The sequence below is a fragment of the Longicatena caecimuris genome (genome assembly GCF_004341945.1).
Lineage (GTDB): Bacteria > Bacillota_I > Bacilli_A > Erysipelotrichales > Erysipelotrichaceae > Longicatena > Longicatena caecimuris.
In genome coordinates, this window is record NZ_SMBP01000011.1 from 41,525 (window position 1) to 64,919 (window position 23,395).

Annotated in this window: 21 protein-coding genes; 1 reads left to right on the forward strand and 20 read right to left on the reverse strand. The window is 36.3% G+C overall.

Annotated elements, in window-relative coordinates:
- Positions 1 to 391: 391 nt before the first annotated feature.
- On the forward strand, positions 392 to 1,711 hold the full coding sequence (locus EDD61_RS07730; RefSeq protein WP_020990818.1) for an ATP-binding protein: 1,320 nt from the start codon (positions 392 to 394) through the stop codon (positions 1,709 to 1,711).
- 145 nt (positions 1,712 to 1,856) lie between these two features.
- Here EDD61_RS07730 and EDD61_RS07735 read toward each other — a convergent pair whose 3' ends face one another.
- From EDD61_RS07735 to EDD61_RS07830, 20 genes are all read right to left on the reverse strand, one after another.
- On the reverse strand, positions 1,857 to 2,315 hold the full coding sequence (locus tag EDD61_RS07735) for a hypothetical protein (RefSeq protein WP_008687849.1): 459 nt from the start codon (positions 2,313 to 2,315) through the stop codon (positions 1,857 to 1,859).
- An 87-nt stretch (positions 2,316 to 2,402) separates the two neighbouring features.
- A complete protein-coding gene (locus tag EDD61_RS07740) occupies positions 2,403 to 3,077 on the reverse strand; it encodes a CpsD/CapB family tyrosine-protein kinase (protein WP_008687848.1) in 675 nt (224 codons plus the stop codon).
- Complete coding sequence (locus EDD61_RS07745; protein WP_119983589.1) at positions 3,064 to 3,801, reverse strand: YveK family protein; 738 nt, start codon at positions 3,799 to 3,801, stop codon at positions 3,064 to 3,066. The genes EDD61_RS07740 and EDD61_RS07745 overlap by 14 nt, the downstream gene beginning before the upstream one ends.
- 3 nt (positions 3,802 to 3,804) lie before the next feature.
- Positions 3,805 to 5,451, reverse strand: coding sequence for an O-antigen ligase family protein (locus EDD61_RS07750; protein WP_243642701.1), 1,647 nt, complete (start codon positions 5,449 to 5,451; stop codon positions 3,805 to 3,807).
- Between the two features lie 214 nt (positions 5,452 to 5,665).
- Positions 5,666 to 6,643 carry a glycosyltransferase gene (locus EDD61_RS07755; RefSeq protein ID WP_132224899.1) on the reverse strand — a complete coding sequence of 326 codons (978 nt, stop codon included), beginning with the start codon at positions 6,641 to 6,643 and terminating at the stop codon, positions 5,666 to 5,668.
- Entirely contained in the window at positions 6,640 to 7,722 is a 1,083-nt protein-coding gene (locus EDD61_RS07760) for a glycosyltransferase (RefSeq protein WP_132224901.1), read from the reverse strand. Before EDD61_RS07760 ends, EDD61_RS07755 begins: the two co-directional genes overlap by 4 nt.
- On the reverse strand, positions 7,719 to 8,528 hold the full coding sequence (locus EDD61_RS07765) for a 4Fe-4S cluster-binding domain-containing protein (protein ID WP_132224903.1): 810 nt from the start codon (positions 8,526 to 8,528) through the stop codon (positions 7,719 to 7,721). The genes EDD61_RS07760 and EDD61_RS07765 overlap by 4 nt, the downstream gene beginning before the upstream one ends.
- Complete coding sequence (locus tag EDD61_RS07770) at positions 8,509 to 10,509, reverse strand: pyruvate formate lyase family protein (RefSeq protein WP_132224905.1); 2,001 nt, start codon at positions 10,507 to 10,509, stop codon at positions 8,509 to 8,511. The genes EDD61_RS07765 and EDD61_RS07770 overlap by 20 nt, the downstream gene beginning before the upstream one ends.
- Positions 10,509 to 11,957: a flippase gene (locus tag EDD61_RS07775; RefSeq protein WP_132224907.1), complete on the reverse strand. Its 1,449-nt coding sequence runs from the start codon at positions 11,955 to 11,957 to the stop codon at positions 10,509 to 10,511. Before EDD61_RS07775 ends, EDD61_RS07770 begins: the two co-directional genes overlap by 1 nt.
- Positions 11,950 to 13,050, reverse strand: coding sequence for a UDP-galactopyranose mutase (glf, locus tag EDD61_RS07780; RefSeq protein ID WP_008687840.1), 1,101 nt, complete (start codon positions 13,048 to 13,050; stop codon positions 11,950 to 11,952). The genes EDD61_RS07775 and glf overlap by 8 nt, the downstream gene beginning before the upstream one ends.
- Positions 13,047 to 14,117 carry a glycosyltransferase family 2 protein gene (locus tag EDD61_RS07785; protein ID WP_128125153.1) on the reverse strand — a complete coding sequence of 357 codons (1,071 nt, stop codon included), beginning with the start codon at positions 14,115 to 14,117 and terminating at the stop codon, positions 13,047 to 13,049. Before EDD61_RS07785 ends, glf begins: the two co-directional genes overlap by 4 nt.
- Positions 14,118 to 14,137: 20 nt before the next feature.
- Complete coding sequence (locus tag EDD61_RS07790; RefSeq protein ID WP_128125154.1) at positions 14,138 to 15,166, reverse strand: acyltransferase family protein; 1,029 nt, start codon at positions 15,164 to 15,166, stop codon at positions 14,138 to 14,140.
- Positions 15,150 to 16,067: a beta-1,6-N-acetylglucosaminyltransferase gene (locus EDD61_RS07795; protein WP_008687836.1), complete on the reverse strand. Its 918-nt coding sequence runs from the start codon at positions 16,065 to 16,067 to the stop codon at positions 15,150 to 15,152. Before EDD61_RS07795 ends, EDD61_RS07790 begins: the two co-directional genes overlap by 17 nt.
- On the reverse strand, positions 16,064 to 17,251 hold the full coding sequence (locus tag EDD61_RS07800) for a glycosyltransferase (RefSeq protein ID WP_128125155.1): 1,188 nt from the start codon (positions 17,249 to 17,251) through the stop codon (positions 16,064 to 16,066). The genes EDD61_RS07795 and EDD61_RS07800 overlap by 4 nt, the downstream gene beginning before the upstream one ends.
- Positions 17,239 to 18,375: a non-hydrolyzing UDP-N-acetylglucosamine 2-epimerase gene (gene wecB, locus EDD61_RS07805; protein WP_020990823.1), complete on the reverse strand. Its 1,137-nt coding sequence runs from the start codon at positions 18,373 to 18,375 to the stop codon at positions 17,239 to 17,241. The genes EDD61_RS07800 and wecB overlap by 13 nt, the downstream gene beginning before the upstream one ends.
- Before the next feature lie 8 nt (positions 18,376 to 18,383).
- Positions 18,384 to 19,517 (reverse strand): polysaccharide biosynthesis C-terminal domain-containing protein, encoded by a 1,134-nt coding sequence (locus tag EDD61_RS07810; protein ID WP_128125156.1) that lies wholly within the window; start codon positions 19,515 to 19,517, stop codon positions 18,384 to 18,386.
- A complete protein-coding gene (locus EDD61_RS07815) occupies positions 19,514 to 20,563 on the reverse strand; it encodes a polysaccharide biosynthesis protein (RefSeq protein ID WP_008687830.1) in 1,050 nt (349 codons plus the stop codon). The genes EDD61_RS07810 and EDD61_RS07815 overlap by 4 nt, the downstream gene beginning before the upstream one ends.
- A complete protein-coding gene (locus tag EDD61_RS07820; RefSeq protein WP_120173388.1) occupies positions 20,550 to 21,758 on the reverse strand; it encodes a glycosyltransferase family 4 protein in 1,209 nt (402 codons plus the stop codon). Before EDD61_RS07820 ends, EDD61_RS07815 begins: the two co-directional genes overlap by 14 nt.
- Entirely contained in the window at positions 21,755 to 22,699 is a 945-nt protein-coding gene (locus tag EDD61_RS07825; protein ID WP_120173387.1) for an NAD-dependent epimerase/dehydratase family protein, read from the reverse strand. The genes EDD61_RS07820 and EDD61_RS07825 overlap by 4 nt, the downstream gene beginning before the upstream one ends.
- Positions 22,696 to 23,343, reverse strand: a complete 648-nt coding sequence (locus EDD61_RS07830) for a sugar transferase (protein WP_008687827.1) — start codon at positions 23,341 to 23,343, stop codon at positions 22,696 to 22,698. The genes EDD61_RS07825 and EDD61_RS07830 overlap by 4 nt, the downstream gene beginning before the upstream one ends.
- Positions 23,344 to 23,395: the final 52 nt, after the last annotated feature.

The following is a 23,395-nucleotide window of genomic DNA, read 5'->3' on the forward strand; positions in this document are numbered from 1 at the left end:
AATCAAAAAAGCAGCACATTTTCTCATGGCTGCTTTTCTTTCGTTCTCTTACGCCCTTGTACATACGACAAAAGTGATCTGTTGGTGAGTGACTCATCATATGAGTCTTGAAAGAAAAACAGACTTACTTAGGACTATGAGAATAATAATAATGACGCTAATCGTTATAGTCACCATGAGTCCACTTCCTTTCTATTGCCTCACTCAAGTTACTGATTGCATATAGTTTAAATCTTTTTTGAAACGTTGTCAATGATTTTTGATAATATTTTCAATAAAACTGTAAATTATTTACAGTAATTCATGAAAATTATATTTTATTTATTCATTTTCTTTTCAAAACACTTTCTCTTCGGTATAATAAAGACAATTCAGGAAGTGAGGCGTGCCTATGTATAAAGAAAGTGCTAAGCTAGTTTTATATCGCAATTTTGGAAATGACAGTATCTTTCAACAGTTATGTGAAATTTGTCGTGATTTTGATGAAGGACAGTATAAGGAAAGTGTCTTAATTGAACGTATCTATGTACAAATCAAAGCCCTTTTGGATCTTTCAACGAGTTATGGCTTTGATGATAATTTATGGCATAATTATCTGACATACCTATTACTGATGAATGAAAATTCTTTTTCTTTAGTCAGTGAAAAACGAGGTGCTCAACAAGGGAGTGTGAATCATTTCGCGAAAAATGATTTTAAAATCTTTAAAAACTTGTTTGATTATGATTTTTCAAAAATGGAAGAAACCCTGCAAATCGATTGTTTCACCATCATCACCCAGTATCATGCCATTGAAAAAAAAGAACGCATGTATAATAAAAATGTCTCTGAAATGGTCCGCAAGATCAGTAAACAAATTGAACAAGCCAAAGATGAAGAAGATATCTTTCACATTATTACCGACTTTTACGCCCAATACGGCGTCGGTATGTTTGGTCTGAATAAAGCCTTTCGTATACAACCCAATATAGATGGCAGTGTAAAGTTCTTACCAATCAATAATATGGAAAATGTATATCTAGATGATCTCATCGGCTATGAGCTTCAGAAACAGTTGCTTGTGGATAATACAAAAGCTTTTGTGGAAGGACGTAATGCGAATAATGTATTATTATATGGTGACAGCGGTACCGGTAAATCCACATCCATTAAGGCAATCGTCAATGAATTTTACAAAGATGGATTACGCATGATTGAGATTTATAAGCATCAGTTCCAAAATCTATCGGCCATTATCTCACAGATTAAGAATCGTAATTACCGTTTTATCATTTATATGGATGATTTGTCTTTTGAAGAGTTCGAAATTGAATATAAGTTTTTAAAAGCCGTGATTGAAGGCGGTGTCGAAACTAAGCCAGATAATGTACTCATTTATGCCACTAGCAACCGACGTCATCTCATTCGGGAAACATGGGGCGATCGCAGTGATATGAGTCAAGATGAGCTGCATCACAGTGATACCATGCAGGAAAAACTATCCTTGGTTGCTCGCTTTGGTTTAAGTATCTGTTATGAGCGCCCAAATCAGAAAAATTATTTCCACATTGTAAAAGAATTGGCAAAACATTATCCCGAAATTACTTTGACAGAAGAAGAATTGCTTGCCGAAGCACGTAAATGGGAATTGAGTCATGGCGGTATGAGTGGTCGAGCGGCACAACAATTGATGAATGATCTGTGTGCAAGAAGCACGGTTGAAAAAACCTAAGCATTCTTTAAAATAAAATTGACTTTTGTTCAGCATATCGTTTCCAGTATAGCAAAATGTAAAAGGAAGTTACAAACGCATCCATGCACGTTTAAAACTTCCTTTTTTAACATCGTAGTTTCTATGTTGGCGATGAGCTTACAACTTAAAATCGTTGAATCAGCATAAAAAGGGATCCATCCATGGCAATGGCTTGACCTATTGCTGTTTTCATACGCTTTAATGTTTCTTTAATATCACTTTCATACCCTGTTGTATAGCGATATCCGGGTTTTTTAACCAATTTCTGATAAAATGCACTTTTCCTCAACTTAGACAGACGTTCATACACGGATAAAAGCAACTCCTTATCCTCCACCACCATCCAATATCGTTCATTCTCATCCTGACGCAGGATAAAACGCACACTTTTCTCAATACTCTTTGTAGTTAACATTTCCCATATACGAAAGAAATCTTCAAAACGACATATGAGTATTTGTTTACTGATTGCTTTTCGATCAATTTCAAAGTGCCATATATCATAATACGAATCGTTTTGTTCAGCCTCAATACGCTCTAGGGCATGTACGACATCTTGTTCTACCACATATAGTTCTTTCATAAGGTTCTCCATTTTCTTAGCTTGTATAGACAGGATGATATCTTGCAATAAGCACTCTTTAGATTCATTTGCCATACAGCTATTTGATTATTCATAGGTGTAATAGTAATCATAGGATGATAAATTTTGTGTTTTTGTTAAAACAATTCCTAATATCTTTGACCGGCTGCGTTCTAATTGCCGTATCGAAGATAGTGCTATGTCTTTTTTTGTATCTTTCATGGATATGACAAAAATAGTTCCATCACTGACATTACTTACATAAAAAGTATCACTGATCATACTGATAGGAGGACAGTCCAAAATGATGAAATCATATTGTTTGGATAAAGCCTGCAGCAGCTTCTTGAATTTGGATGATCCTAACAATTCTTGAGGATTTGGCACTTTACTTCCAGATGTCAAAACGGAAATAGCATTCTCACAATCCGTTACTGTAACTTCTTGAATATAAGTGCTTAAATCCGGCTGTTTATCGATAAACACCAGCAAATCAGATAAGCCTACTTGATTACTGATTTGAAAATAACGATGCATTTTCGGTCTGCGTAAATCGCAATCGATGACCAATACCTTTTTATACTTTGCCGCATACACTTGCGCAAGATGAAAAGCCACTGTTGATTTTCCTTCATTCGCACAGGAAGAAGTAATATTAACAACTTTGATCGGTTTTTCTACTGCGGAAAACTCGATGTTCGTTTTCAATTTACGAAATGCTTCCATGTTATCAAATTTATAGGTATTTTTATTTTTTGACATATGCTTTGACCCTCCTTTTGATGCTTTTTCTTGGATGATTCTCTTGGTTTAATTCATCGACAAAAGGAATACTTCCCAACACCGGATAACCAAAATATTCTTCCGCCTGATCACTGGATTTAATGCGATTATCAAGCAAAAATACCAAGATGAAATAAATATAGGATAAAGCAAAGCCAAAAATACCGCCTGCAATACTATTCAATTTAATGTTTGGCGAAATATAATGCGTTTGTAAGGTAGCTTTATCAATTACTGTGATGTTATCTATTTCACTGATTTTCATCATTTCTTGTGTAAAAACAGCAATGGTCTCTTTCACAATGTTTTGGGATAAATACGGGTCCTCACTATTTGCCCTTATGGTGATGATATTGGAATTATCTTCGACATTTGTTTGGATAGCTTTGCTACATGTACCATCCGCCAAATGCAGCTTTTTATCTACCTGTGACAAGACGGTTGTCCCCTGCAAGATTTTTTCATAATCTTTTACCAAATTACGATTCGTAATGACGGTTTGATTATCAATAATTCCTTCAGAGGTTGTCTTTGGTTTTAAATATATATTGGAATCACTCGCATACTTCTTTGGCAATATACACAAAGAAACGACCATTAAAAACACCATACACAGCAAAGTACAAAAGAGAATGACTTTGTAATGCTTTTTAAATATCCCGATTAAATCATTTAAGCGAAGCTTTATTTCTTTTTCATCCATTTATTACACCTCTATATCTTTCTGATACGCGATTTGCGTTAAAACAACAAAACCAGTCAAATCTTCAACTTCATCCTTTGATTGAAATGTATTGTGCTGGCGCTTTCGTATGTAGAAAACAAGCAAGATGAGGAAAGAGGAACTTAGGGCACATAAGAGATAACGAACTATGCTCTCTTGGGTGGTCTCTTGATGCTTTGCTACTTCTTCATTAATTTTATACAATGTTTTATTATGCTTTTTAAAATCCTGCAAGATGCGTTTTTCAATACGCTTGTCTATTTTTAAGACATCCTGTTGCTTTTCAGCTTGAATCGATATATGTAAAACACTTCCGCTACTTTTTGCATGATATTTGACCGTTTTCACATGCATCTTTTCCGCTATCTCCATATGAGCGTCATCACTATTGATCATATAGCTATAATCTGTTAATAACCCCTGATTGACAAGAATCGTATTTGCATTCACTGAAGCATTAGGACTGATTTCATTTTGCAAATAATATGCCACATCACCATAATAATCATCACTTATTTTATATTGACTTACAAAGATCATCACCGCTATAAGCATAATGGTTTGCAAATAGTATTGACGTTGCTGCAGGATATCTTTTATGTCTGCTAAAAATTTTTTAGGAAGCTTAATACGATGGTGCCCTGTTTCTATTTCTAAAGGCAATAATACGAAGATAATCAACCCATTTGCCACGCTTAATATTGGGTTCATTAATGAGAAAAAGCCAATGGCAAGCATGCATATGATACAGGCTCCCTTCTGCATGCTACGATATCGTATCTGCTTTAAAAAGCAACGGATGCTCAATATATAAAAGGTCACACCGATACCGCCATAGTATGCAAAATCGTCTAATATTTGACTATGTAAGCTAATGAGCCCTTGAACATTGCTGTGATGTCTTCCTATGCCAAAGAAGGGATGGGTAATGAAAGTATGCAAGCTGTCTTGATACAGTGTAAGACGACCAGACATCGTGATTTCTGATTGAAATTGATTATCCAACATATGTAGGATTTCTAAACCACGTTTCTTGATCATCTCATCCGGTATTGAAGAAACTAAAGCATTGCAGCCATTCATGATCGCATCGGAATTTATCACAAAATAGAGAAGCAGTATGCCAAAGATAGCCAATATACATAGAAAAAGTTGTTCATTTCGCTGTCTCAAATAATATAACAGCATGCCTATCAAACTACATGTACATATGATGATTGATATCATAGAGGAAGACAGAATAATGGTAAAATAGGTACATAGAGCAAGAAGCAAATGTAAATAACGAATGCGTGTTTTGATCGTTAAGTAACGATGTAAGAATAACAGACATAAGACGATTTCCCCTAATAGCTCCGTGGTGGTAAAAATATTTAATTGTGTGACGTTACCTGCAAATTGACCACCTGTTACATATTTTGATAGATATGGATCTTGGATGAGTTGAATGAAATTACTGAACATATTGATAATCAGAATACCATAGAGCACTCTTTTGCATGTATTTTTTTCTGCCATTTGCATATGATTGCGATAATAATCATAAAAAATTATACATAGCCAAAAGGTCAGACAAGTATACAAATTTCCGATATTATTATCTGAGATGTGTAAGATTTGTAATAACATTAAATAAAAGATCCAAAAAAGCAGAAGCAGATGCATGAGACGAAAAGTCAAAAAATAAGTTGCATCGTGCAAGAAGGCTGTCACAAACCATAACAGCAGCAGACCAATCATGAACATATACGATGTGTTATGCAATAGAATAGGCGTAAAACTGATGCATGCAATACTAAGAAAGAGCAGTTTGTTTATAAAATGCATCAATTTCTGGAAACTGTTATTCATACACGTGCAAAGCCTTTGTTATTGCTTGCTTTGTATACATTCCCATAAGCAGCTTATCACGTAAACGTAAAAGATTATCTACATATAGCTGATAGGTTGATGAATGCATCGTTAGGATTCGACCTTCTATTTCCGTTAAACTATCTACGACAAAACCAATGTTGTGCTGTATTACAAATGGTGCGATTGCCGCTTTTGACCATGTTATAATTGGCAATAATGAAACGATATATAAGGATAATTTATGTGGATTATTATAACGCATATATTCTCCATTTAACCCACGACAGCCATTTAAATCATCACCATCCCAAATGAGTCCAAAGCTTCCCTTTAAAGCAGCCGGTAATGTATTCGCCGGATATGCTCCTTCATATAAAATATGTCTGCTCTGATTTGCCTTTATATATCTTCCATATAAACGAAAAATAAGATTGTCCAAATGATGCAATTGCGATATAAAATGACTTTTTTCTAAATTGCCCGCATAGACAATTTCCTTTGTCAGCTTTCTTTGTTGCCAAGGTATGGGATTGCTTAGATAATCAAATACCATAAGTTCTATGATGTTCCCTTGAAAACCAGTTTGTCTGATTAGTTTTGCCATCACGCTATTATGAACAATCAGTGTATCCATTGACGTAAAGTTTTGCAGATCTTCTTGCAGCAAACGCCCACAACGTATGGATTGCAAATCATGGATCAAATAAATAATTCCTTGTCCTTTGCTGCGTCTTAAGATTTTCTGATTCCATCTGCTGATGGGATATTGGACAATCAAACGCTTGTCCTTTTTCTTAATAAAAGTCAGTTTAATGCTTTCTAATAATCGTTTCAACCGACTTTTTTCATAATGATGCAAAAGGGCTTCGATGCCTTGTTCATGCAGAATCTGACATACATCAATACGCGCTTTACTGCCCGCATCAACACCTTGCACATCATAATCCTCTAACTGATATATGTTCATTTTATCATCTCCTTCAGCCTACGTTCATAAGATACAGCCGCTGTCTCAATTGACAATTCACGAAACACCATTTTATCGTTGTTATGTCTGCACATACGAGGCAAGTTCATAATTTTTTCAGCCCATTCTTCCTTGCTTTGAATGGATGCTCGCAGGCAAGTATGTGTGATATCGGTTTCCTGAGGAATCGTATCTGATAAAATAACTTGTAATCCATTGATTTGTGCTTCAATTGCCGATATACAAAAACCCTCATAGAAGGAAGGCACCAATAGGATGTCAGACATATCGAGTAAGGCACAAACATCATTTCGTTGCCCAAGGAATGTAATTTGCTCTTGTAAACCTAATGACATAGTCAAAGATGTCAACGCTGCTTTTTGTTCCCCCTCACCGACAATGACCAAATGATATTGGTCATCTAACAACTTCATTAGACGAATAGTGAAGGCGATGTTTTTCTCTTTGGATAAACGTGAAATTACAAGCAATACCATTTTGTGCTGTAACTGATAATGACGGCGATATTGGATACGTGTGGCTTCATCAAATTGAAAATCAGAAAGAGACATGGCATTGTACATAAGAAACCCATGTTCTTTCCAACGTTTTTTGCCATACAACAACTCTCCACACGTTGGCCCTGTCGCATAATAATCATTTGCCATATGCACATTCAGAAATTTCATTAGGCGAATCATGAGATTTGGTCGTTGTGTTGTCAAAGCGTAGGTGGAGTGCGCATGGGTAATACGCAAAGGAACGTTATGGAAACGTGCAATCAGTAAAGGGAAACATGACAGATAGCCTTGATGAACATGAATGACATCATACGCACCGTGGGCAATAATGTTATTCATGGCAGCCAGATTTTTTCTTAACGAAGTATGTTTGGAGGGAATGCGATATATACGAATACCTAATTGTAAAAATCGTTGATAAAGCATACCTTGCTCATTCTCATCATGCGTCATAATTTCAAAAGTGATATTCCTGTCCTTCATATAGTGAAGATAGCGATAAAGCATGGTTTCAATGCCACCGCTTTGCAATACAGATACGACATGTAATACCCTCATATACGCATCACCTCAATCACTTGATCCTTTTGCGCAATTGCTTGTGCAAATGTTTGTAACTCTTCCTCAGATACACCTTCATATGCAGGTTGCGTCATTCCCAATACTTGATATTTCTTTGTCGCTAACTTATGTATTGAAAATAGTTCAATCTTTTCAAATTGGTAATTGGGTAAAAACCGTTTGATAGCTTCCAAATTGGCATTTGTGAACGTGTAAGGTTTTACTAACGGAATCCGTAGGATGATATGTTTTTGCTGAGCAGTTAAGTAATTTAGATTTGTTATATACTCATTTAAATTCCCTTTTAGCTTACTGATGCAGGCAGGTTCTAAACTCTTTAAATCCACATACCATGTATCCACATAGGGAAGCAGCAATTGCAACTGTTTTAGCGAAGCATATAATGAGGTTTCCACACAAATCGTTATTTGTTCTTTTTTTAAGGCTTGCATGACACCTACCAAAACATCTGCTTGTAACAATGGCTCACCACCACTAAAGGTGACACCTCCATCAGCTTGATAATACTTTCGATCTTGCATGCAGGCCGCAAGACATTCTTGCACATCGATCCTTTTTCCAATTGAACGCATAGCTAGACAAACAGCATTTGACTTACGACTGGGGCAAATTGGATAGAAACAGTTATCCATATCGATGGCCATTTGTTCTTGCAGCGATTGTGTTTCCGGATTACAGCACCAAGGACATCGCAATTGACATCCCTTTAAAAATATCGTCGTACGTATACCAGGACCATCATAAAGGCAAAAGCGTTGTATGTCAGTGATACACAGTTTCATATTCTTCACACCTCCTTATGACAATATCCTGATAGCTTTTTGGTAAATCAATGAAATACGCACTGAATCCCCATACGCGAACAATCAAATCTGCATGCTTTTTAGGATGTTGCTGTGCATCCAGTAAAACATCTTTTTGTAATACATTCATTTGCAATTGAAAGATTCCCTGATCCAAGGCACAAAACAGCAGTGTCCGACATTTATCTTCGAAATTATTCAATAATTGAGGATTCATCATGATATCTACCACATTACCATTGCACCTGCCATGATCATAATGTAGTTTTGCCGCAAAATTTAATAATGACGTATAAGCTCTGCCTGCGATTCCGGAAATATGTGTCATGAAAGGCTCTCCATATGCGCGCCCATCTGCCGTTGCAGGAAAGGTAGCAGCACTACTTACATAGCCTGGAGAACTAAGACCAAAAACAAAATGACCGCCCCATTGATTTTTTTCTTCGGCAAATACTTGTGCTGCATAGGCCGTTATTTGATTGATGCGTGAAATCATCGTTTTCTGTTCATCATCACCAAAAACACCTTTTTGTTGCAGAAAATAGCGAAATTGTTCTCCATATTCTGCATCTTCTAAATACATTTGCAATTGAGCAAGCGTGAAAAGTTTTTTCTTATACACGAATTCTTCAATATTGAAAAGAGCATTTATCGCATTGCCCATAGCCACCGTGGTAATACCGGTGTTATGGTAACAGGCACCACCTTCTGCAACATCCTTTACAGACTGCCAACAACCATCAATACATAAAGATAAAAATGCATCTTTTTCATATACCAATGCTTTTGAAGCCTGACAAATTCTTAAAATTTCTTCCTTTAAGTAACTAAAATATCGTTGATAGACTTCTTCTATCGTCAAAAGATCATCGTTCATAAGTTTTACGATAGGAACAAGGAAATTCAGAATCGATGTATTATTTTGCGAACTATCTTTTCCGATAAGCAAAGGTTCCCAACAAGCGGATGTTCCATAATGCAAAGCATCAACTTGTGCAATACCTGCTTGTTGCAAACAAGTTAGAATAACATCGTCATTACTTAGCAAAGGCGATCCATTCCCCTTTTTTAGAACCCTAAAAATTTGTTCCTTTATGACATTAGGGCAGGTTTGGGTATATCGATACAACAGCTTTGGCTCTGGTTTATCATATTTTTCAAAAACTTGTAAGATAAGCTTCGTAAAGGCCGTATTCGCTTGGAGATCTTTTCCACCAAGAATCAAAATTTGCCCCGTATCCCCTAATAACTCACTGCTTTTAAACCAATAATCTTGATGTAAAATATGACAAAACTCCAAAAGCATAGACTTTGCTTTTTCTTCTGTGATATACCCAGTCTGTAAATCCTGCTCATATAATTGAAACAACAATGCATCAAAGCGTCCCAATCCAACCAATTCATGACCGCTTTGCCAAAGCATCTGATTCAAAAACAATATTCTTTGCATCCCATCTTGTAGATGTCTAGCTTCACCCTGCACCATTTCGGCAAACAGCTGCTGTAAATCAAAACGTTGCATAGCATGAAGCTTTGTGCTGATTGTTTCAATTTGTGTCATGATAGCTAATAACACGCAGTTTTGCTGTTTTTTAAATGATGTATTGGGTAAGTTCTCGCCTTCTGCTAACAAGGCTTGAAAACTATTTTGAATGAATTTTTCATATGCAATCGTGATATTACTAAACACATGATGTCGCTGGCTTAAGGATAGATAGGGATTTATATAATAATAAAAATATTGATAACACCCTTGTTTGTGAAAGGATGCTTTTTGGCATAAATTTTGGAAGTCTTTTGCTGCATCATCACTTCTCATTACGATTCTTGTTTTTAAGAAAGCCTTGCATAAAAACAGCAAATCGTTTTCTCTTTCAAATAAACGCTGATGTTTCTGATACAACTTTTTGATATGCTTTAAATATTGGATAAATCGAAAATTACGCCAATTCATATCCATCAGACCTCCTTTTTACACCTACCCAGCTTTTGCGACAAGAAGTGTAACATATTGCCAAATAAGGTGTCCTTGCTTATATATAAAGCTATTCCATAAGAAACACTCGCCATAACCCCCACCAATACCATATAAAGGATGATGGGAATATCCAAAACGTTGATCCAAATGATGCAAAGAAACATAATGCCGGCACATAAACCATAATGAACGCATTCTCTGAAAACTTTGCGAAATGCTATCTTCTTGCGAACGATATAAAATTGCACTGCGGTAATCAAAAACTCTGCACAGACACTTGAAAGAATTGCCCCTTTGGCAGCAAATTGCGGTATCAGTAAGGCATTCATGATAAAATTTAAAACAGCTCCTAACACTACCGTGCATGTAAATGCATTTTGTCTTCTTGTAGATATCAAGTATTGCATGCCGGTAACATTATTTAAGCCAATCAGCAACAGCAAAGGTGTACTCCATTTTAATAAGCTGATTGCCGCATCATAAGATGGTCCTAAAAACCATGGGATAAAACGATTGGCAATGCACAGCAATAGAAAAATCGCAGGCATTGCTAATAACAATGCAAATTTATAGGATATATAAAGATAATGAAGAATCTTGTCGTCCTGATCTTCTGCCTGAATACTTGCAATGCGTGGCATCATGACCGTGCCAAGGGATGTGATAAAGATGAGAATCAGACGAATGATTTTCTGTGTCTGATCATAATATCCGGTTTGCGCATAGGTAGATAAATACCCTAACATGGTCCTATCGAATAAGGTGTAGATCTGCATGGCAATCTGAGGTAAAAATACCATGAAAATAGGAAAAAGATGACGTTTTAAATGAAGCTTTGTAATATTTGATAACTGCATCGTTTTATGTAAGGCTAACCATAAGGATAGATTAGCGATGAGTCCAACCATCCCCAAACATACGATATACAGCCACATATCAGCTTTCCTTCTGATAAATGTAAAGATACAAATTGCTCCGATGAGCTTTACGGCTATATTACGAAATGTGATATAGCGAAAATCTTCCATTCCTTGATAATACCAAGAAATATCAAACACATTCGCGATAATTTCAATCATCTGCAGTAAAAACAAAAACTGTAATTCCTGTACCTGTCGCAAATACAATACGTATACTATGATGCTTACCATCAGCATTAGACAGCGAATAATCAGTATTTCTAAAAAGACTTGCGAACGCGCTTCTTGTTTATTTTGATAATAAGCGATTTCTCTTTGTCCATACAACCCGGTTCCTAATGTTCCAAATAAAATAAAATATGAGCTAATCGATTGTACATAGCTTAAACTTCCTATTCCTTCAGCACCAAAAACTCTTGCCAGATAAGGGGTCGTCAACAAAGGAAGGAAAATGATCAGAATTTGATAAAGGGTGTTATAAATATAATTGCTAATTAATCTTTTATGCATCGCTTTTCTCACACAGCTGAGCAAAACATTTGCATGCCTCAGCTACGATCTGATCTATGTTATAGTATTTAAAATTTGCTAATCGTCCTAAAAAAATAACATCCTTTTCCTGTTCTGCCAATCTCTGGTATTGTGCTAATATCGCATTTATTTTAGGTTGTAAGATCGGATAACATTGGATTCCCTCTTGCACGGGAAACTCTTTCAGTATGACCGTGTGCTTATGTTCTTGGCCCGTCAGCTTTTTAAATTCGGTGATACGTGTGTAATCATAATCATTGGGATAATTGATTACCGCTGCTTGTTGATACGATGGGGTATCATGTGTTTCAAACGCAAAACGTAAACAACGATAAGGAAGGTGCCCATAACAATAATCATAATAGGCATCCAATGGTCCTGTATAGATTAGTTTTTCATAGGATATTTCATCTTTAATCTGTTGATAATCTGTATTCAGAAGAATATGCATTTTCGCATTTAACATTCGCTTCATCATGGCTGTAAAGCCGGCTTTGGGAATTCCCTGGTAACGATCAGAAAAATAACGTTGATCATTATTCAGACGAATCGGTATTCTTGAAAAGATGGAAGCATCCAATTCTTTGCATGGCATACCCCATTGCTTTTCCGTATAGTGTTTATAAAACATCTCATATAAATCAGCTCCCACACTGGCTATTGCTATATCCTCAAAAGTTTTGCAAGATTGAGGATCCTGTTGTACCTTTTGAAAATATTGTTGTGCTTTTTCTTTCGTAAACGGCTCATGAAATATTTGGCTAAGTGTACATAGATTTACAGGAAATGGAACATATTCGCCATTTACATAAGAAAGCACTTTATGTTGATATTCATGCCAAGTGGTAAATGTACTTAAGTAAGAAAATACAGATGCATCATTTGTATGAAAGATATGCGGTCCATAGGCTTGTATGAGAAGCCCATTCTCATCATAGCAATCATATAGATTGCCACCTATATGTGATCTTTTTTCAATAATCAAAACCTCTTTATGCAAAACATTTGTAATACGTTCTGCCATACACAAACCGGCAATCCCTGCACCTACGATTACATAATCAAATTTCATCTCTTTTTCCTTTCTGTGGCATATAAAATCCATTTTATTCTATTTCTTATGCATTGTTCAGCGAACATGAGTGTGACATGTCCCTGATAAAATCCTTTGCGATATTTTCGGGGAATACTGAATAGTTCCTCAAGATGAAATAAAGAAAGTTCCTCTTGTATATGATAGTCTTTAAAAACCTGCTTTAGATAGGCTCTACGTTTCCAAAAGGAGGCCTTTGCATCGACTTTACTTTGATTCACGATTTCCTCATAGTAATTCATGAGCCTGCGATAAGCAAAACTCTTTTTTAATTGCTTTGCCAAAGCAGGCTGATGCAACGTGATCTTCTCTAGCAATAGCTCATGACTATGCACCATATCTGTAAAATAATGAGGCATATAGCTTTGCGTCGTCGTCCGTCTGGTTTTTTGATAATGATAAAACGGCTGATTCATAAAAACGACAGTTCGGCATTGTAAAATGTAATCCACCAAAAATTGTAAATCTTCTGTAAACCGCACAGCGGTATCAAACGTGAGCTGTTTTTTCTGAATGAGCTCCTTACGAAATAAACACCGACACACACTTCCTATGATAATCTTCTGTCGTGTATTCGTTATTGAATATTCCGATACCATAGCAGGAACAATTTCCTGCATAACCTTTTCATGTGTGTATTCCTGCTGTTCTTGTGAAAACGGAAATAACATCGGTTGTTTAATATTACGAAAAGATAACTCATAGGAACACATGACTAAATCTACGTCCTTGTGAAATTGTTTCGACATTTCTTCATACATGTGTTTATCAATCGTATCATCTGAATCAATGAAAGAAATAAGCTTACCTTTTGCATGTTGCAGGCCGATGTTACGAGCAGCTGAAGGGCCTTGGTGTGGACAAGACAAATACTGTATGCATGGGTATAATGTCGCTAAGTGTTGACATAGTTGTGCCGTATTATCCGTAGAACCATCATCACAAAGTAAAATTTCCGCAACACCTTGTTGTTGTAAGATTGATTCTACACAAGCTTTTATCGTGCTTTCAGAATTGTACATTGGTACAATGACTGATATCTCCATTTTTTCATCCTCCTTCCCTATTAACGCAAAGTTTCACGCAAGTATTTATTTTTATATAAAACCTTACATACCACTACAAGCACAACAAATACGAAATTACTGAAAAGAAAATACCATATCGTGCTGAAAGGCCATTGCAATATGAACTGAAATAATGGAGATGTCATCGTTAATAATGGCAATTGCAGGATATAGATTCCTATAAAATAAGTTGCGATATGCAATGACCTATGCAATTGTAAAGCAGCTTGCTGCCGATACGTAAAGCAAAGGCAAAGACTGCATATGACCAGTATCGAACCATAAAACATTTCAGGCATACAAGTGTCTATTCGCTCACTTGCTATCAATAGCAGAAAAAGCGTAATAAACACACTTAGCAAGACCTTACTTTTCGTTACGATCATGCACCTTTCCATCCTTTGACAAACATCCGATAAGCAGCCACCAAGCATAAAATAAAATAGCCATATCCACATTCGCAATATTTGTGGTATTCGCATTATGCAAGCATATCCTTGTATTTCACATCCCAAATTAATACTATCAAATAAGATACACAGTAGCCCCAACCACATAACTACTTGAAGATAACGTTTTTTGTGCGTGGTATATAAGCGATATAGTAATGGGGTGATACTGTATAAAAACATCAAGAGATATAAAAACCAAAATTGATAAAAATAACTCCCCTGCCATACATCTTTTATCATCTGTAGCAATGTCATTTGTAAGATAGTAAGAATCCCTTGTTGCCAATAGACAACTATAGCATATAAGAAATTCCAAAACGCAATCAAAGCGATAAAATGCATGATTTTCTTAGATATTTCGCGATAGCTATACGCTCTTCGCAACATCAACTTTCCCGATATGATGATAAAAATCGGTATTGCATAGACAATCGCATTGAAAAGGGTATGTAAGAAAACAGAGTTCATCACAAAATCCAGATGTAGGATACAAACATGTGCAAAAAAGACCAGATAACAACCGATTCCTCTTATGAAATCAAAGTACTGATTTCGTTGCTCATATGCTTGCTGCATAAAACTCCTCTTCTAATCGATCTATCAAGGTATCACTGATTCCACTAACTGCTTTGCGAAAGAATAATGCTTCACTTGCTTTAAGATATGCGTAATCGTCATTACTATATGGCGAGACTTCACCATATGCATTGATTTTCATCACATGCAAAGCTGTCCACCGATGGATATCATCAACATAAGCCGCTTCAACACCTTTTTTAAACGTATGATCACGAAAAGGTGAATTAAAGAGGATCGTTTGAAACAACATTTCATCCGGTGCATATGAAGTTTGAAAATATGTTAATAACTTTGGCTGGGTATCAATCAAATCCATCATATAGCTTGCAAACGCATGCGTTAACGCGTGCCATTGTCCTCCACCATACACCGTATAAGTTTGTCCTTGTAGAATTAAGTCCGTTTTTTTATAAAACAGACGATTCTTTGTAATACCATAACGTAACAGGTGATGAAGAAATCTATCCGCTTTTTTGTTATGGAAAAAAGGCTTCATAAAATGTCGTTGCTGAATCTTAAAATAATCTTGGTTCTTATCCGTGATTGCAAATCCTCTGATAAACTCTACATCGGCATGCTTTGCAAAAAAAGTCTGCAAATCTTTTTGTGCATACAATGGATAATCTTGTCCGGATAATAAAACATAGCGATCATATTTTTTCTGTAATGCGGCACGATACAGTAATAAGGTAGCTTCTACTAAGCTGATATCTCCCCAATAGCACCTTGTGCGTTGTGTAAGGATATATAAGGATGAATAGTCATTTATTTCATCGATGGAGAAATCAGCCTTTTGATCCACATGCAAATACACATCCTGCATTTCACATAACTGTTTTAACAATCGATTCAATTGTTTGACATCTGTATGTGCCAATATTAAATATGCAATTCTCATATGGTATCCTTCCCATCTTCATGTAACCGTCCTTCGTATAAGGTAATATACGCAAGAAACGCTCTATTCTTATCCAAATGAGCCTTTTCTTCTGGAAGCAATTGTATACGCTGCAATGGCTTTTCCTTTAAAAGCTTCAAGAATTCGTTTACGTTATGTACAACATAGCTTCCTTTACACAAGGTTTCTTTACATCCGCCCACATCATAACTAACAATTGGGCAGCCACATGCCTGCGCTTCAAGATTAACACTTGGGTAAGTATCCTCATATGTTGGATTGAAAAAGACATAGCTTTGCTGATACCAGGAAACAAGCTCTTTCACATCGTGTGTTTCTTTATATCCTTTGATATTGGATGGCAATTGATGCAGCTGTTGTTTCGTTAACCCAATCATAACGATTTGATATGCATCTGGAATGTGCTTTGCCAAAGCGATAAAATCATCAAACCCTTTTGCAGCAGTCCATTTCCCAGCAACCCCAAGAATCGTTTTCGTTTTTTTATCCATCGCGGTCTTCCTTGGAGAAAATACTTGTAAGTCAATTCCATTATGAATGGTATAGATTGGATATGCTTGTAGAAAGGAAGCTTGCACTTGCTGCAAAAGCCAATCGGAAGGAGTAATCAAGATGAGATTTTCTATGCCGGTAAAACATGCTTTCTTTTTCTGAAAGCTGCGTGTCATATCGCTCTTTATTGTCTTAGGATAGCCATCATGATGCTGACATTGACGACATTGTGATTGCCATTGCATACAGCCATGACCATTGTAGTGTGCACAATTCCCTGTAAAGCTCCAACAATCATGTAATGTCCAAATTTTTTTTATTTCCGGATGACGTTTTAAATATGCACAAAATAGTGGTAAATTCAGATAATAGCCATGCAGATTATGCAAATGAAGAATATCCGGCTGTAGCCGTTCGAGCTTTTTAATAAAGCGTTTGGTCGCAAAATAGCTGCCAAAACCATTTTTTCCTAAAAAGCGTGCCTTTCCCACATGCCATAAAACATCAAAGATCGTTCCTATTTTTATTGTTTTATAAGTTGCCTCTGCCTTGCCTCTGCCATAAGCAATGTAACAGCTATACCCTTTTTGCTGTGCCATTGTATACAATGTCTTGCATATCCTTCCTGTACTGCCATAGCATACGGTATTCACGAAAACTATTTTTTCCATACGGTTTTATTTATGATGGAAGTATAGGATTGAAGGATTCTTACGACTTTTCCACTGATTGGCTCAATATAATCATAAACAGGCAAGCTTTTTTCATGATGCTTTTCTAATTGTATTGCTAAGGCAACCGCCTGTAATACCTCTTCCTTTTGGATACCGGCAAGAATGAAATTTCCTTTTTCCATCGCCTCAGGGCGCTCGGTACTAGTACGTATGCAAACAGCCGGAAATCCTAAATCGATGGATGAGAAAAAGGCAGCTTCTTCAGGAAGTGTTCCAGAATCACTTACAACAGCCAATGCCTGTATCTGTAATTGATTGTAATCATGAAAACCTAATGGCTTATGAATACGGACACGTTCATCAAAAGAAAAATTCCTTTCCCTAATAAACTTTTCTGCTCTTGGATGACAAGAATATATAATAGGCACATTGTACATATCTGCTAAGGCATTGATTGCCGTAAACACATCATAAAAAGCTTCTTCATGATCGATATTCTCTTCCCGATGCGCGGATAACAAAATATATTGTTGCTTTACTAAACCAAGTTCTTTAAGAATCTTTGATTCACGGATTTGCGTTAGATTCTTCGTAAGAACTTCAGCCATTGGAGATCCTGTTACAAACACTCTGTCTTTTGCTACTCCTTCCGCCAAGAGATATCTTCTGGCATGTTCGCTATAACACAAATTTACATCTGCAATATGATCTACGATACGACGATTCGTCTCCTCTGGCAATCGTTCATCAAAACAGCGGTTTCCAGCTTCTAGATGAAAAATCGGGATATGCAAGCGTTTTGCCGCGATCACACTTAAGCAACTATTGGTATCTCCCAGCACCAGCACTGCATCGGGACGAACATTTGCCATTAGATGATAGCTTTTTGCAATAATGCTGCCGATTGTCTCACCAACTTCATCTTTTGCGGCATTTAAGTAAAAATCCGGTGCCCGCAGCTGCAAATCCTTGAAAAAGATCTGATTCAGTTGATAGTCATAATTCTGCCCGGTGTGTACAAGGATTTGTTCAAAGTATAAATCACATGTTTTGATGATTTCTGATAATCGTATGATTTCCGGTCTGGTACCAACGATTGTCATCAATTTTAATTTTTTCATAAGGGTGTTCACACCTCCTTATAATAGGTATCCGGATAAGTTTCATCAAATACTTCATTTGCCCAAATAATTACTACCATATCCTGCGTTCCCGTATTTTCAATACAATGTAAATACCCCGGTGGTATATCCACTACTTCCATTTTGTTCGCCGAAAGATGATAGGTAAGAAGCTTATGATCATCGTCATAAAGATTGCGCAATTTAACATTTCCTTCGCCGGCGACAACAACATATTTTTCATTTTTGCTCATATGCCAATGATTTCCTTTTACAATACCCGGATGCAAAACATTTACACTCACTTGTCCATAAGTATCCATATGAAACATCTCGGTAAAGCTGCCTCGCGCATCCTGATGCATTGTTAAAGAATACGATAAGTTTTCTTGCGGCAGATAAGACAAATAGGTGGCATATAGCTTTTTAACAAATGCCGTTTGATTAGGCAATGTAAGATTCTGCTGCTCATTTTTAAAGGAATATAAGATATTTCTTAATTCCGATAAACGACACCTCGTTGTTGGTTCTACCTTATAGAAATCAGATTCATCTGCAACCGTTGCCTTTCCTTGCAGACAATTCAGTATTTCCGTGATGACATCATCAATATAACAAAGCGTGATTTCCTTTTGTTCATCGTGAATCTGAATATCCTGATTTCTAGCAAGGTGGTAACACCAAGTTGCTACGACACTGTTGTAATCAGGGCGGCACCATTTCCCATATACATTCGGCAGACGATATAGATAAATTTTATTACCGTTTTTTTGCCATAGCGATCTTAAGCAATTTTCAGCTGCACGTTTGCTTCTTCCATAATCATTATCTAGCACTGCCTGAATCGATGAGGTCATTAAAATGGGACATGTATTCCTATGCTGAATTAATTCATCACAAATAAACTGTGTGAATCCTTTATTCCCTTCTTCATATTCTTGTGCTTTCTGTGGTCGATTGACACCGGCTAAATGAATGATGAAATCACAATCCGTCAAGTATTCTTTTAAGTCTTCTATCGCATCACGGCGATCATAGGTATACAACTTCAGTGGTTGTAAAAACGACAGTTCTTTACTTTGTAATACATGTATTAAATTTCGGGCAATAAAACCATGAGCTCCAGTTATTAAAATGTTCATGCGTATTGATGCTCCCAAGTACGCAACTCTTGTTGTACATAAGCCACTTCCAATAGCTTGGCTTTTACTTCCTCAGTATCCATAAGAACTGTCGTATCGGAATTAAAATGGGATATGCGAACATGTTCATTACTGCCCGTATAAAACTTGTCATAATTCAAATCCCGCTTATCTACCGGAACACGATAGAAATTACCCAAATCAATCGCACTTGTACATTCCTCATCCGTTAATAGTGTTTCATACATCTTTTCCCCATGGCGGATGCCAATGATTTTGATAGCATTATCGGCATGGAATAATTCTTTTAATGCCTCTGTTAATACTTTTATGGTACACGCAGGTGCCTTTTGCACAAAAATATCGCCACTTTCACCATGATTGAAAGCAAAAAGCACCAAATCAACCGCTTCTTCTAAAGTCATTAAAAACCTTGTCATATTGGGATTGGTTAACGTCAATGGCCGACCTTCTTTGATCTGCTTGATAAATAATGGTACTACCGATCCTCGAGAAGCTAATACATTCCCATATCGTGTACACATGATACTTGTTTTACGTGGATCCACGATGCGACTTTTCGCCGTAATCACTTTTTCCATCATCGCTTTACTTGTGCCCATGGCATTCACGGGATAGGCTGCTTTATCTGTGCTTAAGCAGACCACTCGTTTCACTTGATACTCAATTGCTGCACTTAACACATTATCTGTACCTATGATATTTGTTTTCACAGCCTCTAACGGAAAGAATTCACAGGAAGGCACTTGCTTAAGCGCTGCCGCATGAAAGACGAAATCAACACCATGCATGGCATTGCGAATAGAATCAATGTCACGAACATCACCGATATAAAACCGCAATTTATGAAAAAGCACAGGATACTTTGCTTGATATTCATGACGCATATCATCTTGTTTTAATTCATCTCTGCTAAATACACGTATTTCTTTGATATCCGTTTCAATAAATCTTTTTAAGACCGCATTGCCAAAGGAGCCTGTACCTCCCGTTATTAACAACACCTTATCTTTAAATATGCTCATCTTTTAACACCCTCATTTCTTTTATTAATTGCTCAATCAAGACTTGTTTATCAAAATGCGCCTTTCCATATGCTAGTGCATTCTTGCATAAACGATCATAACGTTCCTTGGGACATGTTAAGAATTGTTTGCATACACTTGCTAAACCAGCAGCACTGATTTCATCTGTCACGATTCCTGCTTCTGCTTCTAAAAGAATACGTTTGCTTTCTCCTTTAACACAACCCACGATGGGGACACCACATGCCATATACGTCTGCAATTTCGCCGGTAACGCCATCTTAAATACATCATCATCCTTTAAAATTAATAAAGCAGCATCTGCACTCGCTAAATATTGAGGTACTTGTGTTTCTGGTATCCAACCATGGAAAATTACACACTTTTCTAATTTCCGCTGCTTCACCATCGCTACTAATTTCGTCATATATCTTCCGGTACCGATGAAATGCCATTGCACATGGAAATCTTTGAGCATATCAGCTGTTTCTATAGCGATATCCAATCCTTGCGCTTCACCGATATTTCCGGTAAAAACAATATGAAACGCCATCTCATCAAACAATACCTTGCTTTTTGCAACCTTTTCCACCGTAGCGTATTGCGGCCAAAACATGATCTTATCACTGCTTGTCCCCAAATATCTTTGAATACTTTGCTCATAGCTTTTTGAGGAAATTAAGATCTTATCACAAGAACGATAAATATAACGCATTAGTTTATCTAATATGCAGACACAAAGCGAATTTTTTAAACCGGTAATAGCTGTTACATATTCCGGCCATAAATCTTGTACATTTAAGATAATCGGGATCTTCCATTTTTTCTTCAAATAAATAGCGGGCAATGCTGAGGTAAGTGGTGATACGCCAAATACATACAACAGATCAAAGTTTTGTTCTTCAAGTATTTTACTTTTCTTTATCGCTTGGTAAGCATAGCTTAGATAATTGCGCACAAGTTGTAGGCTGCCTTGTCCTCTTGGTCGCATATTGCAACGATATATGGAAATATTCTGCCACTTTTCATCATTGTTCTTTGTTTTACTATACCCTTGATAATAATGTCCTTTGGGATAATTAGGCAGTCCGGTTAAAACACTGACCTCATTGCCTAACTGTTGTAAAGTTATTGCCAGATCGTTAATGCGAAAATGCTCCGGCCAGAAATACTGACTTACAATTAAGATTTTCATGATTTCCTACCTTTGACAATATCCTCAATACTACCAGGTAAAGGGCATAAGGTATCTGCTTTCTGATTGCTGTAAATTGTCGAAGAAAATAACTTTTCAAAATTTCTAATGGATAGAAAGACATCCTTTTTTTTCATTACTTTATAAAAAACACCAAGAAACAAGATCATTGCTTCACATAACAAATAAGGCATTCGAATATGATATTTACACCAGCCTTGCGCTTTATAAAAGGTAATTAATTCTTTCGCACTCACTGCCTTTTTATCACTAAGATTATAAATTGTATTTCCATAGGTATCTTTTTCAATTAAAAACGTCACAAACGTTATAATGTTATTTACTGAACAAAAATGAAATTGATATTCCCCATTTTTAAAATAATAAGCCAATGGTATTGGTTTTAATAATATTCGTTTATCAATGTTCAAGGTAAACGCTTCGCCATAAACAGGAGCAAATCGTAAAATGGCATAAGTTAACTGATCGCTATGCGTACGTAAATATTCCTCTGCTTTATATTTTGCGATAGCATAATAACTCTTAGGAGAACACACTGTACTTTCCTTCACCAATGTCTGCTGATGATTTCCATAGACTTCAATCGTTGAGGAAAAAATTAATTTACAGTTTCTCTGTATGCATTCATCAAAAATATTACATGCACATTCATAATTGATAAAATCATAGTTCGCTTTTGAGGTATCCGCATGATTTTTATGAACAAGTGCAGCTAAATGAATAACGATATCCGGTTGGATTCTATTAAATATCGTATGTATAGAAGTAAAATCACTAAGCTCACAAATAAAACCATGCTGTTCATCCAACTGCGCACTTTGCGTTCTATTAATACCGAAAATTTCATATTCCTTAGCAAGTGCTGCGCATAGCTGCCGACCGATAAAACCATTACTTCCGGTGATTAAAATTTTTTTCATAAGGATTTCACATCTCCTGAGTATGTATCTTTTTGCTCAATTGTTACATGATCCTGCTGGATACAACCTTCGACAACACCTGTTCTTCTAAAAACACATGTTATTGTTTTAAGCAATATTTTAATATCAAAGAGAAGGGAACAATGATCAACGTAATATTTATCAAAAGCTACTTTCTCTATAATTGGTAGCTCGTCTCTTCCATTGACCTGTGCCCATCCACTTAACCCCGGACGATACTTATGAACTCCATATTTTTCTCTTTCCGCAATAAGATCATCTTGATTGTACAAAGCAGGACGAGGACCGATAAAAGACATATGACCCAGCAGTATATTGATCAATTGAGGCAATTCATCCAAACTTGTCTTTCGTAAAAAACGTCCTGACCTTGTGATATATTTTTGCGGATCCTTTAATAAATGTGTTGGGCAATCGCTTGGTGTTGTTTCTAACATGGAACGAAATTTATAGATGTCGAATAGATTTCTAGCTCTTCCAACCCTTTTTTGTTTAAAAAATACCGGTCCAGGACTATCACATTTGATCCATATACAGATCATGAGGGCTATGGGGCTTAGTAAAACGAGTGCAAGGAAAGATAAACAAAAATCGAAAAACCGTTTCATAAACTTCTCATACATTTTATTCACTCCCTTATCAAAATATTTTTATTATCGTCTTTACAATTAAAAA

Coding starts and splice junctions, on each gene's coding strand:
- EDD61_RS07765 (WP_132224903.1), bottom strand. CDS start 8,528: ATGAAACTGTGTATCACTGACATACAACGCTTTTGCCTTTATGATGGT.
- EDD61_RS07825 (WP_120173387.1), bottom strand. CDS start 22,699: ATGAAAAAAATTTTAATCACCGGAAGTAATGGTTTTATCGGTCGGCAG.
- EDD61_RS07795 (WP_008687836.1), bottom strand. CDS start 16,067: ATGAGAATTGCATATTTAATATTGGCACATACAGATGTCAAACAATTG.
- EDD61_RS07735 (WP_008687849.1), bottom strand. CDS start 2,315: ATGAAAGAACTATATGTGGTAGAACAAGATGTCGTACATGCCCTAGAG.
- EDD61_RS07745 (WP_119983589.1), bottom strand. CDS start 3,801: ATGGATGAAAAAGAAATAAAGCTTCGCTTAAATGATTTAATCGGGATA.
- EDD61_RS07830 (WP_008687827.1), bottom strand. CDS start 23,343: ATGTATGAGAAGTTTATGAAACGGTTTTTCGATTTTTGTTTATCTTTC.
- wecB (WP_020990823.1), bottom strand. CDS start 18,375: ATGAAAAAATTAAAATTGATGACAATCGTTGGTACCAGACCGGAAATC.
- glf (WP_008687840.1), bottom strand. CDS start 13,050: ATGAAATTTGATTATGTAATCGTAGGTGCAGGGATTGCCGGTTTGTGT.
- EDD61_RS07815 (WP_008687830.1), bottom strand. CDS start 20,563: ATGAGCATATTTAAAGATAAGGTGTTGTTAATAACGGGAGGTACAGGC.
- EDD61_RS07760 (WP_132224901.1), bottom strand. CDS start 7,722: ATGAGGGTATTACATGTCGTATCTGTATTGCAAAGCGGTGGCATTGAA.
- EDD61_RS07775 (WP_132224907.1), bottom strand. CDS start 11,957: ATGCATAAAAGATTAATTAGCAATTATATTTATAACACCCTTTATCAA.
- EDD61_RS07820 (WP_120173388.1), bottom strand. CDS start 21,758: ATGAAAATCTTAATTGTAAGTCAGTATTTCTGGCCGGAGCATTTTCGC.
- EDD61_RS07730 (WP_020990818.1), top strand. CDS start 392: ATGTATAAAGAAAGTGCTAAGCTAGTTTTATATCGCAATTTTGGAAAT.
- EDD61_RS07740 (WP_008687848.1), bottom strand. CDS start 3,077: ATGTCAAAAAATAAAAATACCTATAAATTTGATAACATGGAAGCATTT.
- EDD61_RS07755 (WP_132224899.1), bottom strand. CDS start 6,643: ATGAACATATATCAGTTAGAGGATTATGATGTGCAAGGTGTTGATGCG.
- EDD61_RS07785 (WP_128125153.1), bottom strand. CDS start 14,117: ATGGAGATATCAGTCATTGTACCAATGTACAATTCTGAAAGCACGATA.
- EDD61_RS07810 (WP_128125156.1), bottom strand. CDS start 19,517: ATGAACATTTTAATAACTGGAGCTCATGGTTTTATTGCCCGAAATTTA.
- EDD61_RS07800 (WP_128125155.1), bottom strand. CDS start 17,251: ATGGAAAAAATAGTTTTCGTGAATACCGTATGCTATGGCAGTACAGGA.
- EDD61_RS07770 (WP_132224905.1), bottom strand. CDS start 10,509: ATGGATATGAATTGGCGTAATTTTCGATTTATCCAATATTTAAAGCAT.
- EDD61_RS07790 (WP_128125154.1), bottom strand. CDS start 15,166: ATGCAGCAAGCATATGAGCAACGAAATCAGTACTTTGATTTCATAAGA.
- EDD61_RS07750 (WP_243642701.1), bottom strand. CDS start 5,451: ATGTTATTACAAATCTTACACATCTCAGATAATAATATCGGAAATTTG.